Source organism: Labrys miyagiensis, assembly GCF_030160835.1.
Taxonomy (GTDB): domain Bacteria; phylum Pseudomonadota; class Alphaproteobacteria; order Rhizobiales; family Labraceae; genus Labrys; species Labrys miyagiensis.
Genome location: NZ_BSPC01000077.1, coordinates 1 through 14360 on the forward strand (window position 1 = coordinate 1; position 14360 = coordinate 14360).

Genomic DNA, 14360 nt, shown 5'->3' on the forward strand with positions numbered 1-14360 from the left:
GATTCGCGGCTGCTCCGGCGGCCGCCGTCGCCTCGATCTTCTTCATGCTCCGGCCCGTTCAGGGCGCGGAAAGGCGAAGGCGTTGCGACGGCTGGGCGAGATGAGGCCTTTGAGAACGAATTGCGCCACCCGGGTCTCGCCCAACCAGGCTTAACTACCCCACCGCCCTCTCCAAACTCGCCAGCGGCGCGACCCAGCCGACGATGCCGCCCTGCGCGGTGATCATCTCGATTGCCGAGTCCTTGAAGTGCGGGAAATAGCTTTCCGTCGCATCCTCGATCAGCAGGCATTCGAAGCCGCGGTCATTGGCCTCGCGCATCGAGGTCTGCACGCAGACCTCCGTCGTCACGCCGGCGAAGACGAGATGGGTGACGCCGAGCGCCTTCAGGCGCTCATGCACATCGGTATGCCAGAACATGCCCTTGCCCGGCTTGTCGATGACGATCTCGCCCGCCACCGGCGCACAGGCCTCGATGATGGCGTTGCCCGGCTCGCCGCGCACCAGGATGCGCCCCATCGGGCCGGCATCGCCGATACGCAGCGTGCCGCCGCCGCGCAGGCGCTTGGCGGGCGGGCAGTCGCTGAGATCGGGCCGATGGCTTTCGCGGGTGTGGATCACCGGCCAGCCCTTTTGGCGGAACAGGGCCAGCAGGCCGGCCACGGTGGGGATGATCGCCTCCAGCCGCGAGACATCGTTGCCGAGCGCATCACCGAAGCCGCCGGGCTCGATGAAGTCGCGCTGCATGTCGATGACCACCAGCGCCGTCCCGCCCGGCGCCAGCACAAAGGGATAGGGCTTGGCTTCGACTTCCATGCGCTGTGCCCTCAATGCCCGGCCATGTGATGGCCGATGGTGGTGCGGTCGGTCTCGCCCACCGGCGCGACATAGGAGATCTTGCCTTCCGACATCACCGCCACCCGGTCGGCAAGTTCGAGGATCTCGTCGAGGTCCTCCGAGACCAGCAGCACGGCAGCGCCGCGGTTGCGCTGGTCCATGATCTGCGAGCGGATCTCGGCGACGGAGGCGAAGTCGAGCCCGAAGCAGGGATTGGCGACGATCAGCACGTCGACATCGCCCGACAGCTCGCGGGCCAGCACGGCGCGCTGCACATTGCCGCCCGACAGCGTCTCGATCGGCGAATCCGTCGACACCGTCTTGACCTTGTAGCGCTCGATCAGCTCGGCCGCCTTGGCGCGGATCGGCGAGGGCGAGAGCCACCAGCCGAACCTCGCCATCGGCGCCTTGTCGAAGGCGCGGAAGGCCATGTTCTCGGCTACCGACATGCGCGGCACCGTGGCGTTCTTCAGCGGCTCCTCGGGCAGGCCGAAGACCTTGAAGCGGTCGAAATCGCGCCTGACAGGCTCGAAGGGCTTGTCGTGGATGAAGATGCGGCCATCGCGCATCGGGCGCTGGCCGCCGAGCACCTCCACCAGCGCCGCCTGGCCATTGCCGGAAACCCCGGCGATCCCGACGATCTCCCCGCTCCTGACCTTCAGGCTGACGCCGTCGACAGCCGGCAGGCCATGATCGTCGTCGGCGAAGATGCCGGCGAGATCGAGCACCGCGGCCGCATGGTCATGGGCGACACGCGCCGCCCGCTCGCGGATCTTGGTGTCGCCGATCATCATCCTGGCCATCAGCGTCGGATTGAGATCCTTGACCAAACCGCCGCCCGTATGGGCGCCGCGGCGCAGCACGGTGACGGCATCGGCAAAGGCCATCACCTCGCGGAACTTGTGGCTGATCATCAGCACGGTGAGTTCGCCGCGCTCGGTCATGCCGCGCAGCAGGCCGAGGATCTCGTCGGCTTCGTCCGGGGTGAGCACCGAGGTCGGCTCGTCCAGGATGAGGAAGCGCTGGTCGAGATAGAGGAGCTTCAGGATTTCCAGCTTCTGCTTCTCGCCCGCCGAGAGGGAAGCCACCGGCGCATCGAGCGGCACCTGGAAGGGCATGCGCGCCATGAAGGCGTCGAGATCGGCCTTCTCCTTGCGCCAGTTGATCACCGAGGGCGCATCCGCCCGGCTGATCACCAGGTTCTCGGCGGCGGTAAGCGACGGCACCAGAGTGAAATGCTGGTAGACCATGCCGATGCCGAGCGCCCTGGCCTCGCGCGGATTGCGCACCGAGACCTCCTGGCCGTCGACCAGGAGCTTGCCCCGGTCGGGCTGGTAGAAGCCCATGATGCATTTCACCAGCGTCGACTTGCCGGCCCCGTTCTCGCCGAGCAGGACATGGAACTGCCCGGCGGGAATATCGATCGAGACATCGTCCAGCGCCGTGAAGGAGCCGAAGATCTTGGTCATGCCCTGCGTGGCCAAACCAATCGCTCTTTGCGCGATCGCCTTCTTGTCTGGTGTGCTCATACCGCCCCCGCCGCTGCTTTCACCCCTGCCAGGAATTGCTCGGAGGTCGCGACGGCGCCGAACACACCGCCCTGCATCTTGATCATCTCGATGGCGGCGAGGTGGTTGCGATGGTCGGTGGCGCCGCAGCAATCGGTGAGCATCAGGCATTCGAAGCCGCGGTCATTGGCCTCGCGCATGGTGGTGTGCACGCACACATCCGTGGTGATGCCGGTGAGCACGACGTTCTCTATGCTCTTGAGGTGCAGGATCAGTTCGAGATCGGTGGCGCAGAAGGAGCCCTTGCCCGGCTTGTCGATGATGACCTCGCCCGGCAGCGGCGCCAGCTCGTCGATGATGTCCCAGCCGGGCTCGCCCCGCACCAGGATGCGCCCGCAAGGGCCGGGATCGCCGATGCCGGCGCCGATGCGCCGCGAACGCCAGCGTTTGTTGGCCGGCAGGTCGGCCAGGTCCGGCCGGTGCCCCTCGCGCGTGTGGATGATGGTGTAGCCGAGCGGGCGCAGGGTCGCGAGCAGCTGCTTGATCGGCTCGATCGGCGCGCGGGTGAGGCTGAGGTCGTAGCCCATCTTGTCGACATAGCCGCCCGGCCCGCAGAAATCGGTCTGCATGTCGATGATGATGAGGGCGGTGTTCTCAGGTTTGAGCTTGCCGTTATAGGGCCAGGGATAGGGTTCGGCGGGGATGACGGTGGTGGCCTCGATGTCCTTGACGGGAGCGTTCATGGCAGCATCTCACTCGGTTTCGACAATTCATTTGGTTATCGAGAGTTCGCCCGGCGCGGCCTGCAAGGCCTGCTTGGAGTTGGACGAAGCGATCATGATGAAGAGGGTGAGGATGTAGGGGGCGGCGTTGAACAGGTAATAGCCCTGCACGATGCCGACCGACTGCAGCGCCGGGCCGAGCGCGCCCGCCGCGCCGAACAGCAGCGCCGCCAGGAAGCAGCGGATCGGGTCCCAGCGCGCGAAGATCACCAGCGCCACGGCCATCAGGCCCTGGCCGGAGGAAAGGCCCTCGTTCCAGGAGCCGGGATAATAAAGCGAGAGGAAGGAGCCGCCGACGCCGGCGAGGAAGCCGCCGGTTGCGGTGGCGAGGAAACGAACGAGGTCGACGGAGACGCCCATGGCGCGGGCCGCGGCGGCGCTGTCGCCGGTCATGCGCACGATCAGGCCCCAGCGGGTGTTGCGCAGCGCCCAGGCCATGGCGACGGCGACGGCGATGCCCACGAAGAAGAGCGGATTGATGTCGAGGGCGACCGCCAGTTCCTTGTTGCCGGTCCAGCCGCCGAGCGGCACGGAGGGCAGGTGCGCCGCCTGCGGCTGGATGTAGGCCTTGCCGAAAAAGAAGGCGAGGCCGATGCCGAGCGACATCATGGCGATGCCGATAGCGATGTCGTTCACCTTGGGCAGCTTGCAGATGGTGCCGTGCATGCCGCCGAGCACCGTGCCGGCGATGCCGGCCGCCAGCACGCCGAGCCAGGGCGAGCCGCTCTGGTAGCAGACCGCATAGCCGACCATGGCCCCGAGCACGAGGGTGCCCTCGAGGCCAAGATTGATGCGGCCCGACTTCTCCGTCAGGCATTCGCCGAGTGCCACGAACATGAAGGGCGTGGAGACCCGGATCGCGCCACCCAGCATGGCGATCAGGACGGTGATGAGAGCATTGTCCATCGCAGCCTCACGATCTGAAGAGCTTGAAGCGGCCGTAGAGCGTCTCGGACGTCAGCAGCGTCACGAAGATGAAGCCCTGCAGCACCAGCACGGTGGCATCGGGCATGCCCATGCGCCGCTGGATCAGGCCGCCCGCCGCTGAGAGACCGCCGAACATCACGGCGACAGGGATGATGGCGATCGGGTTGTGGCGGGCGAGGAAGGCGACGAGGATGCCGGTGAAGCCGTAGCCGGCGGCGAGCGAGGCATTGGCCCGCCCCTGGATGGCGGCCACCTCAAAATAGCCGGCAAGGCCGGCGCAAGCCCCGGCAATCATGCAGCACACCAGGATCAGCTTGCCGACCGGCAGGCCCTGCGCCAACGCCGCCCTGAGATTGCCGCCGGTGACGCGGGCGGCAAAGCCGAAGGTGGTGCGCGCCATCAGGACGTAGAGCAGGATGGCGAGGACGATGCCCCAGACGATGCCCCAATGCACGCCGAGATCGGGAATGAGGCCGACCTTGTAGGCGTCGCCGATCGGCAGGGTCGAGGCCTTGTTGGGCTGGGCGGGATCGCGCAACGCCCCCTCGACGAAGAAGTTCATGATCGCGATGGCGATATAGGAGAGCAGCAGCGAGGCGATCGTCTCGTTGACGCCGCGCCGGTAACGCAACCAGCCGGCCAACCCGAGCCAGACCGCGCCGGTGGCGGCGGCCGCCAGCATCATCAGGGGCATGACGATCCAGGCGGTGATGCCGCTGCCGACAAAGGGGATTGCGATGGTCGCGGCGGCGAGGCCGGAGAGCACCAGGGCGCCCTCGCCACCGATCATGGTGAGGCCGAGCCGGGCAGGAATGGCGACCGCCAAAGCCGTCAGGATGAGGGGCGAGGCACGCTGCAGCGTGTTGCGCCAGGAGAAGGCGGAGCCGTAGCCTCCGGCCCAGAGCAGTTCCACGAAGGTCAGCGGCGATTTGCCGACCGCGAGCAGGAACAGCGAGAACAGCACGAAGGCGCCAATGAGCGCCAGCAGCGGAATCGCGACATATTCCGCGCTCGCCCGGAGCTGGGAGAGACCGCCGGAGCGCAGCTTCACGCTGGCGGTCTGGGTTGTGGGGCTGGCCATGTCCGTCATCGGGCCGCCCTCAGCCCGCCGACCCGATGACACCTTCGACGAGATAGGTCATGCCATTGAGCACCGGCGCCATGTTGTCGTAGGCGGCGTCGGGCAGCACGACATTGCCCTTGTTGTCCTTCACCGGGCCCTTGAAGATCGGCGCCTTGCCTTTGAGGGCGGCGATGGCCTCACTGGCGACCTTGATGGTCTTCTCGTCGGCGCCGGCGCCGAACGGCGTGTTCTGCACCATGTCGAGATCATAGCCGCCGAAGGTGATGTTCGGCAGCGGCTCGCCCTTGGCAAGGGTGGCGGCGAACTGCTTGTAGATGGTCTCCCACTTGTATTCGGCGCCGGTGACGAAGCCCTTGGGGGCGAGGCTCGCCTGCGAAGCGTTGTGGCCGCAGGTCTTCACGCCGCGCCCCTCGGCGGTCTGGATCACCACCTTGGGGCCGTCGACATGGCAGGTGATGAGGTCGCAGCCGGCATCGACGAGCGCGTTGGTGGCCTCGGCCTCGCGCACCGGCATCGACCAGTCGCCGGTGAAGATCACCTGCACCGTCGCGGCCGGATTGACGGTGCGGGCACCGACCAGGAAGGAGTTGATGTTGCGCAATACAACCCCGATCGGCTTGGCGGCGACGAAGCCGAGCTTGCCGGACTTCGATGCCGCACCTGCCGCGACGCCGTCGACATAATGGGCCTGGTCCTGGAAGGCGAAATAGGAACCGGCGTTCTTGGGATCCTTGTCCTTGTCCCAGAGCGGCGCGGCATGGCGGAAGACGACATCCGGATATTTGCGTGCCATGTCGGTGACGAAGGGCGAGTAGTAACCGAAGGAGGTCGCCAGGATCAAGCCGGCGCCGTCGAGATTGATCATCGATTCCATGGTCTTGGAGACCGCATCGGTCTCCGGCACATTCTCTTCCTCGACGACGTTGACACCCGGCACGGTCTTGAGCGCCTGCACGGCCACGGCGTGGGACTGGTTCCAGCCGAAATCATCACGGGCACCGACATAAACAACGCCGACGGTGAGATCCCCCGCCGCCCTGGCGGCCAGGGGCAGGCCGCCGAGCATCAGTCCGGAGGTCGCGGCGGCGCCCTGCAGAAAACGGCGCCGGGAAATCTGGTTGGTGAAAAGCTGGTCGCGCAACATCTCTTAGTCTCCCGCTCGGAATGTGCCACTTGCGTGATCAAACTTGGCCGGATGATGCGGATGAAGCGCCGCAGACCGGCTTGCTGTCTGTCGAGTCGCAAGCTTTGTGCCAAATGCGGGAGAGACGGAAGAAAAATGCAGCCGTCTTATTTATTGCTTCTAATTCAGTGCTTTATAAAAAATCAGTTTACGCCGGCAGTTGAAATGCCGCCTCGCCGAGTCGTCATCGGCAACGCTAATTGTATGCAATTTCAATGTATCTGCTTAAATTTTAATCCACAGATGCGAGAATCAGATCGGTGCAATCACCTCGGCGACCTTCGTGACAGCATCGACCTGGTCGCGCACGATGGCCAGATGCGCCCGCATGTCCCGTGCCGCCCTTTCCGCATCGCCGCGCTGGATCGCCAAGGTGACCCGGCCATGCTCGAAATGGGATTTGGCGAGGCGCCCGAGCGTCTCGAACTGGGCGCGGCGGAAGGGCGCCAGGCGCTGGCGCACCGATTGGGCCATCTCGGCCAGGAAGCCGTTATGGGCGCCGGCATAGATCGCTTCGTGGAAGCGGACATTGGCCTCGACATAGGAGGCCCGGTCGCCGGCCGCGACGAAGGCGGCACTTTCGTCGTGGATCGCCTGCAGGGTCCGCCGCTCCATCGCCGTCATCTGCAGCGCGCTCCAGCGGGCGCAAAGGGCCTCCAGTTCGGCCATCACGGCGAACATCTCATCGAGCTGACGCTCGCCGACATCGGCAACCACGGCCCCGCGCCGGGCCCTGCCCTCGACGAGGCCAATGGCTTCGAGCTGGCGCAGGGCTTCGCGGGTCGGCGTGCGGGAAACGCCATAGGCCGCCGCAAGCGAGGTCTCGTCCAGCGGCGTTCCCGGCAGATAGCGACCATGCACGATGTCGTCGGCAATTGCCTGGACCATCGCCTGCGCCTTTGTCTGTCTCGTCAATTTCCTACCCTTCGTTTTCTTTGGGGCCGGCCCGAAGCTCTTATGCCGTCACATCGCGCCCTTTCAGGTGGAGGCCGACACCCCCGCCGAAGATGACCGCCAGCTGACCCTGATATGTCGCAGCTTCTGTGCAAAGCAGAAACAGAGGCTGTATAAAAATTAAGCAATTTGGTAAAATTTGCATACACGAGGGCATGGGACAAGCCGTCGCGCCCATCGCCGCCGGCATCGCAGATCCCCTCTGCCGAGTTCGGGCCCACCCGGTATGAATCCTGCAAGGAAGCGATGTCGTGGGAGACCGGCCTCATCATTCAACTCGCGCAAGGACTGAAACCATCATGAGTTCCAAGCAAGCGGCGCGCCAAGTGAAGGCGGAAGACGCGATTGCCATCAACCAGCCTGGCGTGCTGGCCGAGGTCACCGCCATCTTCGAGCGCTATGAAGAGGCGCTGGTGACCAACGACGTCGCCGTGCTGGACCAACTGTTCTGGCAAGATGGCCGCACCATCCGCTATGGCATCGCCGAGAACCTCTACGGTTTCGACGAGATCGCCGCCTTCCGGGCGAACCGACCGAGCCAGGGCCTGGTGCGGGAACTCCAGAAGACGGTGATCACCACCTATGGAAGGGATTTCGCCACCGCCTCCACCCTGTTCGTGCGTCCCGACATTCCCGGCCGCTGCGGGCGCCAGATGCAGACCTGGCTGCGCACACCGGAAGGCTGGCGCGTGGTGGCCGCGCATGTCAGCGTGATCGCGATGGGGTGAGGCGTCCAAAGGCTCTCGCGCCCTTCGCGAACCTTCGCGACACTTATTCACGCTCGTAGTGGTCTAGCTCTTCCATCGGGCCAAACATGGCGCCCGGCATCAGCGAGCCCTCTTCGTGGACGTCGCCGTGCAGGAGCCCGGTGGGCACGCCCACCGGCCCGGTTCAGGCCGCGGGCTGGAGCCGGCGGCCGCTCTCCGCATCGAAGAGATGGGTCGCGCTGGTGTCGATCCCGACCTTCAGAACTTCGCCGGGTTGGGCAGCCACACGCTGGTGGAAGATGCAGGAGATCTCGATGCCGGCGAGCCTGGCCATCATCTGCGTCTCCGCGCCGGTGGGCTCCGTCACGATCACCGACATCGGGATGCCGTTCGGATTGATGCTCAGGGATTCCGGCCTGAGGCCATAGATCAGCGCCTTGCCGGGCGCCGTCTCCCGGAGCGCCCGCGCCGGCAGCACGGTGCCGTCCTCGGCGATGAACCGGCTGGCATCGGCCGGATCGAGCTTGCCCCTGATCATGTTCATGGCCGGGGAGCCGATGAAGCCGGCGACGAAGAGATTGGCCGGCTGGTCGTAAAGCTCGAGCGGGGCGCCGATCTGCTCGACGATGCCGTCATGCATGACCACGATCTTGTCGGCCATGGTCATCGCCTCGATCTGGTCATGCGTGACATAGACGGTGGTCGTCTTCAGGCGTTGGTGCAGCTCCTTGATCTCGGCCCGCATGGCGACGCGCAACTTGGCGTCGAGATTGGACAACGGCTCGTCGAACAGGAAGACCTGCGGGTCGCGCACGATGGCGCGGCCCATGGCGACACGCTGGCGCTGGCCGCCGGAGAGTTGGCGCGGATAGCGGTCGAGCAGATTGGCAAGGCCGAGGATTTCCGCCGCCGGCTTCACCTTGGCCTCGATCTCGCCCTTGCTGGTACCTTTCAGCTTCAGGGAGAAGGCCATGTTGTCGGCCACCGTCATATGCGGGTAGAGCGCATAGTTCTGGAACACCATGGCGATGTCGCGCTCCTTCGGCGGCAGGTTGTTCACCACCGCCTTGCCGATACGGATCTCGCCGGCCGAGATATTCTCGAGGCCCGCCAGCATGCGCAACAGGGTGGATTTGCCGCACCCGGAGGGGCCGACCAGGATCACGAACTCGCCATCGGCAATCTCAATATCCACACCCTTGATGACAGGGTGCGTGCCGTATGATTTCTTGACACTGACGAAGTCGACCGATGCCACCGCGCGCTCCTCCCGGAACTATATTAAATCGCCTAAAGTACTTATGATTTAGGCTATTCTTGTGATTCCAGCCTCTGATGGGCCATTGGGAAGTGTTACTCTTGGCCTGAGCCGCTGCAGTCAGACGAAGCGCTCAGACAGCGAGCGCTGCCAAGCTCATCCTGACGGCTGGACGAGAGCCCTGTCAAGCATGAGCATGAATGGCCTCGCACAAATCTTCAGACCAATGCTTCGCCCATCTGGTGAGAAAAGAGGAGCGCACATCGTCCACCCTCTCGTCGATAGGTTGCGGCCGAGCCGACCGGCAGCGCGATGGGCCCGCCATCTCGACGCTGGATTTTCTCGGCTCAGCCATTATGTAGCAGCTTGTCCCCACGCCGACCGCCCAATCTCCACCGAGTGCCAATGTCCAATTTCTCTCCCCGCGAAATCGTCTCCGAGCTCGACCGCCACATCGTGGGCCAACACGATGCCAAGCGCGCCGTCGCCATTGCCCTGCGCAACCGCTGGCGCCGCTTGCAGCTCGACGAGACGCTGCGCGAAGAGGTGATGCCGAAGAACATCCTGATGATCGGGCCGACTGGCGTCGGCAAGACCGAGATTTCCCGGCGCCTCGCCAAGCTCGCCAACGCGCCCTTCCTCAAGGTCGAGGCCACCAAGTTCACCGAGGTGGGCTATGTCGGGCGCGACGTCGAGCAGATCGTGCGCGATCTCGTCGACATCGGCATCGCCCTGGTCAAGGCCGACAGGCGCAAGGAAGTGCAGGCCAAGGCGCATCTGGCCGCCGAGCAGCGCGTGCTCAATGCCCTCGTCGGCGCCACGGCGAGCCCGGCCACCAAGGAGAGCTTCCAGAAGAAGCTGCGCGCCGGCGAACTCGACGACAAGGAGATCGAGATCGAGATGAAGGACACCTCGACCCCGAGCTTCGAGCTGCCGGGCCTGCCCCAGGGCCAGATGGGTGTGGTGTCGATCGGCGACATCTTCGGCAAGGCCTTTTCGGGCCGCACCAAGGTGAAGCGCACCACCGTCAAGGACAGCTATGACCAGCTCATCCAGGAAGAGGCCGACAATCTGCTCGACCAGGACCAGATCGTGCAGGAAGCCATCCGGCAGGTGGAGAACAACGGCATCGTCTTCCTCGACGAGATCGACAAGATCTGCGCCCGCGAAAACCGCGGCGGCGCCGACGTCTCGCGCGAGGGCGTGCAGCGCGACCTCTTGCCGCTGATCGAGGGCACCACCGTCTCCACCAAGCATGGCTCGGTGAAGACGGACCATATCCTCTTCATCGCCTCCGGCGCCTTCCACGTCGCCAAGCCCTCCGACCTCCTGCCGGAGCTGCAGGGCCGCCTGCCGATCCGTGTTGAGCTGAAAGCGCTGACGCAGGAGGATTTCCGCCGCATCCTCACCGACACCGAGGCGAGCCTGATCAAGCAATATGTGGCGCTGATGGGCACCGAGGACCTGAAGCTCGACTTCACGCCCGACGCGATCGACGCCATCGCCTCCATCGCCGTCGAGGTCAACGCCACGGTGGAGAATATCGGCGCCCGCCGCCTGCAGACGGTGATGGAACGCATCCTCGACGACATCTCCTTCACCGCCCCGGACAAAGGCGGCGAGAGCGTGACCATCGACGCCGCCTATGTGCAGAGGACGGTGGGGGATCTGGCCAGGAACACGGATTTGAGCCGGTTTATTTTGTAGGCGTCTGCGCTGGTTCGCAGCACGGAGATCCCCCGTGTCGATGAAGGAAACTCTTGAAGTCATCAATCGCATGGAGGCCGATGGGATCATTGGCCGCTATGCGATCGGTGGCGCGATTGCGGCGTTGAACTACCTGGAACTGGGCTCGACAGAGGATCTCGACATTTTCGTCTCGTTCGACGAGGCCGTAGGAAAATTCCGGTCAGGCCTCATCACCCTGACGCCCATCCTGAACTACTTGGCTGCGAAGGGTTACAGGGAATTTCAGAAGGAGGGCATTCTTATAGCGGGCTGGCCAGTCCAATTTTTACCCGTGGCCGACGATCTCGAGGCTGAAGGGCTGGCGGAAGCCGAAGAGATCGATATGGATACGCCACGCGGCAAAGTGCAGACAAGAATTCTCAGACCGGAGCATCTCATTGCCAACGCTCTGAAGGTTGGCAGAGCCAAGGATATACTCCGTATCGCACAATTTCTGGAAGAGAGGGCGATTGCCCTTCCCACACTTGTCGAATTGATTCAGCGACATAGCTTGCAGAAGGAGTGGAAGACATTCTGCTTGCGTGCTGGCATCATTGACCCTCTTGGCTTATGATTTGGGCATGACCGACAAAAGAGAGCGCCACTACCCTGATACCTCCGACATCTTTCGACGCAAGGCTGAAGGACGCAAGAAGCTTGCAGCTCTCTCCTTCGGCGAGAAGATCGCACGGCTGGAGGCGTTGAGAGAACGACTGAAGCCCTTTCATGAGGCAAGGGAAAGGCGTCGAGCGGAAAAGGAAGCCGGCGAACGGTGACCTTGCAGATACCCATAGGTGGCAAAGCAAGCCTCAAAGGCCTTCCAGGAAACCTTTACTTATCCTTCAGACCATAGCCCCTGAAGCTTTCGACCACGCCAGCGATCTCCTCGTCTGGCAGGAGCTTCGGGCCGCCGATCAGCAGGGAATGGTAGTACTGTCGGGCCAGTGTCTCCAGCTCCACCGCCAGCCACATTGCCTTGTCCAGGTCCGAGCCCACGGTGATCATGCCGTGATTGGCGAGCAGGCAGCCATTGCGTCCGTCCAGCGCCTCGACGGCATGGCGTGACAGCTCCGGCGTGCCGTAGCGCGCATAGGGCGCGCAGCGGATGTCGGGCCCGCCGAAGGCGCCGATCATGTAATGCACGGCCGGGATCGGCTTGTGGGCGATGGCGAGCACGGTGCACCAGGTCGCATGGGTATGCACCACGGCGCCGGCATCGGGCCGGGCCTTCAGGATGTCGAAATGAAAGCGCCACTCCACGGAAGGCTTGCGCGGGCCCTGCCAGGAACCATACTCGCCCTCGAACGGCATCGAGGCGATCATCTCCGGTTCCATCTCGTGATAGGGGATGCTGGTGGGCGTGATCAGCATGCGGTCCTCGTGGCGGACCGAGATGTTGCCGGAGGTGCCCTGGTTGAGGCCCTGGGCGTTCATCCAGCGGCATTTGTCGATGATGGCCCGGCGCAGGGCCAGCTCGTCTTGCTTCATGACGCTTCCTCGGATTCGATCTGCGCCTATCGATGCGGAAGAAGGGCCGAGGCTGGCAAGATCAAAACTCGGCCTGAGCGAAATTGAGCGCGCGTGGTGTGCCGGTCTTCAGACCGGCACTGCAAGAAACAGGGAAATTCCGATAGGCAGAGGTTCCATGCCGGTCTGAAGACCGGCACACCGGGAAGCGGAAGCGCGGCGCCAAACCAGACAGGCGCCGCGCTCCCAGCTTACCGGCGGCGCATATTGCCGCCGCCGCGCTGGGGCGGGCGGGGGCCGGAAGAGGCGCGCTCGTCCTTGTGGCGGAAGATGATGCGGCCCTTGTCGAGGTCGTAGGGCGACATCTCGACAGTCACGCGGTCGCCCTCGATGGTCTTGATGCGGTTCTTCTTCATCTTGCCGGCCGTGTAGGCGATCATCTCGTGACCATTGTCGAGCTTCACGCGGAAACGGGCGTCGGGCAAGACCTCGGAGACCGAGCCTTCAAATTCCATCAGTTCTTCTTTTGCCATATCCAGTTCCTGTGTCGGACTAAGGGTGAGCTCGCGCCTCAGGCGGCGCGGCGCTGATTGTTGCGGCCACCACCGCCCGGGCGACGCGAACGCTCACCGCGGGGCTGACCGTTGGGCTTGCCGGACGGCTTGCCCTGATGGGGGTGACGCGGACCACGCTCGCCATGCCCATGCCTCTGATCGGCTTCCAGCCCCTGGATGGGGGTGGCGACCGTCAGCGGCTTCTTGGTCAGGCGCTCGATCGCCTTGAGCTCGTCGCGCTCGTTGGGATCGCAGAAGGAATAGGCCACGCCGCTGCGGCCGGCACGCGCCGTGCGGCCGATACGGTGCACATAGCTTTCGGCCTCAACGGGCATCTCGAAGTTGATGACATGGGAGATATCATCGACGTCGATGCCGCGGGCGGCGATATCGGTGGCGACCAGGATGCGGGTTGAACCCGAGCGGAAATCCTCCAGGGCCTTCTGGCGGGCATTCTGCGACTTGTTGCCATGGATCGCGGCCGAGGGGATGCCGGCGCGGTCGAGATGATCCGACACGCGGTTGGCACCATGCTTGGTGCGGGTGAAGACGATGACGCGGCTCATCGCCGGATCACTGAGGAGGTGGATCAGCAGCGAGCGCTTCACTGAAGCCGGCACGTGGTAGACATGCTGCTCGATCTTGTCGACCGTCACCACTTCGGGCGTCACTTCGATATGCACGGGGTTGAGGAGGATCTCCTCGCCGAGCTTCTTGATCGCCTTCGGCATGGTGGCCGAGAACAGCAGTGACTGGCGCTCCAGCGGCGTCTCGTCGACGATCTTCAGAACATCGCGCGAAAAGCCCATGTCGAGCATGCGGTCGGCCTCGTCGAGGACGAGCACTTCGACCTTGTCGAGGCGCACCTTGCGCTGCTGCTGCAGGTCGAGCAGGCGGCCGGGGGTAGCAACGAGAATGTCGACGCCGTCGGAGAGCGCCTTGACCTGCGGCACCTGGCTGACGCCGCCGAAGACCACGGCGATGCGGAAGTTCAGATGGGCGCCATAGGTGCGGAAGCTCTCATCGATCTGGATGGCGAGCTCGCGCGTCGGCGCCAGGATCAGGGCACGGGTGCCCTTGGCGCCGGCGCCATGGCGCTTGGCCGACAGGCGCTGCAGGATCGGCAGCGCGAAGGCGGCCGTCTTGCCGGTGCCGGTCTGGGCAAGGCCCATCATGTCCCGGCCTTCGAGAAGGGCGGGAATGGCCTTGTGCTGGATCGGGGTCGGGTTTTCGTAATTGGCGGCGTCAAGCGCACGCAAAAGCGGCTCGGCCAGGCCGAGCGCTGCAAAAGTTACTTCGGAAGTCACATCAAATCCTTCATGCCACGCTCATCGAGCGGACGGCAGCGCGGCCACCGTCCGGGTCCGCGATCG

Annotated in this window: 16 protein-coding genes; 5 read left to right on the top strand and 11 right to left on the bottom strand. The window is 64.4% G+C overall.

Annotated features, from left to right (window positions below; all coding sequences use genetic code 11):
- Positions 1–154 precede the first annotated feature (154 nt).
- Genes QQL24_RS32880 through QQL24_RS32905 form a run of 6 tightly spaced genes read right to left on the bottom strand, consistent with a single transcriptional unit; the run spans position 155 to position 6280 of the window.
- Positions 155–814, bottom strand: coding sequence for a cysteine hydrolase family protein (locus QQL24_RS32880; protein ID WP_284316544.1), 660 nt, complete (start codon positions 812–814; stop codon positions 155–157).
- Between the two features lie 11 nt (positions 815–825).
- Positions 826–2364, bottom strand: a complete 1539-nt coding sequence (locus tag QQL24_RS32885) for an ABC transporter ATP-binding protein (protein WP_284316545.1) — start codon at positions 2362–2364, stop codon at positions 826–828.
- Positions 2361–3086, bottom strand: coding sequence for a biuret amidohydrolase (biuH, locus tag QQL24_RS32890; protein ID WP_284316546.1), 726 nt, complete (start codon positions 3084–3086; stop codon positions 2361–2363). The genes QQL24_RS32885 and biuH overlap by 4 nt, the downstream gene beginning before the upstream one ends.
- A gap of 27 nt (positions 3087–3113) precedes the next feature.
- Positions 3114–4031 carry an ABC transporter permease gene (locus QQL24_RS32895; RefSeq protein ID WP_284316547.1) on the bottom strand — a complete coding sequence of 306 codons (918 nt, stop codon included), beginning with the start codon at positions 4029–4031 and terminating at the stop codon, positions 3114–3116.
- Between the two features lie 7 nt (positions 4032–4038).
- On the bottom strand, positions 4039–5142 hold the full coding sequence (locus QQL24_RS32900; protein ID WP_431310793.1) for an ABC transporter permease: 1104 nt from the start codon (positions 5140–5142) through the stop codon (positions 4039–4041).
- Positions 5143–5152: 10 nt separating this feature from the next.
- Positions 5153–6280, bottom strand: coding sequence for a BMP family ABC transporter substrate-binding protein (locus tag QQL24_RS32905; protein ID WP_284316549.1), 1128 nt, complete (start codon positions 6278–6280; stop codon positions 5153–5155).
- A gap of 29 nt (positions 6281–6309) precedes the next feature.
- Between QQL24_RS32905 and QQL24_RS32910 the strand changes: the two genes are divergently transcribed.
- A complete protein-coding gene (locus QQL24_RS32910; RefSeq protein WP_284316550.1) occupies positions 6310–6483 on the top strand; it encodes a hypothetical protein in 174 nt (57 codons plus the stop codon).
- An 88-nt stretch (positions 6484–6571) separates the two neighbouring features.
- Here QQL24_RS32910 and QQL24_RS32915 read toward each other — a convergent pair whose 3' ends face one another.
- Positions 6572–7234, bottom strand: a complete 663-nt coding sequence (locus QQL24_RS32915; RefSeq protein ID WP_284316551.1) for a GntR family transcriptional regulator — start codon at positions 7232–7234, stop codon at positions 6572–6574.
- A gap of 338 nt (positions 7235–7572) precedes the next feature.
- Between QQL24_RS32915 and hpxZ the strand changes: the two genes are divergently transcribed.
- Positions 7573–8001 carry an oxalurate catabolism protein HpxZ gene (gene hpxZ / locus QQL24_RS32920; RefSeq protein WP_431310794.1) on the top strand — a complete coding sequence of 143 codons (429 nt, stop codon included), beginning with the start codon at positions 7573–7575 and terminating at the stop codon, positions 7999–8001.
- Between the two features lie 163 nt (positions 8002–8164).
- Here hpxZ and QQL24_RS32925 read toward each other — a convergent pair whose 3' ends face one another.
- Positions 8165–9238, bottom strand: a complete 1074-nt coding sequence (locus QQL24_RS32925; RefSeq protein WP_284316552.1) for an ABC transporter ATP-binding protein — start codon at positions 9236–9238, stop codon at positions 8165–8167.
- Between the two features lie 405 nt (positions 9239–9643).
- Between QQL24_RS32925 and hslU the strand changes: the two genes are divergently transcribed.
- Genes hslU through QQL24_RS32940 form a run of 3 tightly spaced genes read left to right on the top strand, consistent with a single transcriptional unit; the run spans position 9644 to position 11742 of the window.
- Positions 9644–10945 carry an ATP-dependent protease ATPase subunit HslU gene (gene hslU / locus QQL24_RS32930; RefSeq protein WP_284316553.1) on the top strand — a complete coding sequence of 434 codons (1302 nt, stop codon included), beginning with the start codon at positions 9644–9646 and terminating at the stop codon, positions 10943–10945.
- Between the two features lie 34 nt (positions 10946–10979).
- The gene (locus QQL24_RS32935; RefSeq protein ID WP_284316554.1) at positions 10980–11540 is read left to right on the top strand and encodes a hypothetical protein; all 561 of its coding nucleotides are present in this window, start codon (positions 10980–10982) and stop codon (positions 11538–11540) included.
- 1 nt (position 11541) lies between these two features.
- Positions 11542–11742 (top strand): hypothetical protein, encoded by a 201-nt coding sequence (locus tag QQL24_RS32940; RefSeq protein ID WP_284316555.1) that lies wholly within the window; start codon positions 11542–11544, stop codon positions 11740–11742.
- A gap of 55 nt (positions 11743–11797) precedes the next feature.
- On the opposite strand, the gene QQL24_RS32945 is transcribed toward QQL24_RS32940, so the two are convergent.
- From QQL24_RS32945 to QQL24_RS32955, 3 genes are all read right to left on the bottom strand, one after another.
- Positions 11798–12454 carry a class II aldolase/adducin family protein gene (locus tag QQL24_RS32945; protein ID WP_284316556.1) on the bottom strand — a complete coding sequence of 219 codons (657 nt, stop codon included), beginning with the start codon at positions 12452–12454 and terminating at the stop codon, positions 11798–11800.
- A 230-nt stretch (positions 12455–12684) separates the two neighbouring features.
- Complete coding sequence (infA, locus tag QQL24_RS32950; RefSeq protein ID WP_149253648.1) at positions 12685–12966, bottom strand: translation initiation factor IF-1; 282 nt, start codon at positions 12964–12966, stop codon at positions 12685–12687.
- Positions 12967–13004: 38 nt separating this feature from the next.
- Positions 13005–14294 (bottom strand): DEAD/DEAH box helicase, encoded by a 1290-nt coding sequence (locus tag QQL24_RS32955; protein WP_284316557.1) that lies wholly within the window; start codon positions 14292–14294, stop codon positions 13005–13007.
- Between the last annotated feature and the right edge of the window lie 66 nt (positions 14295–14360).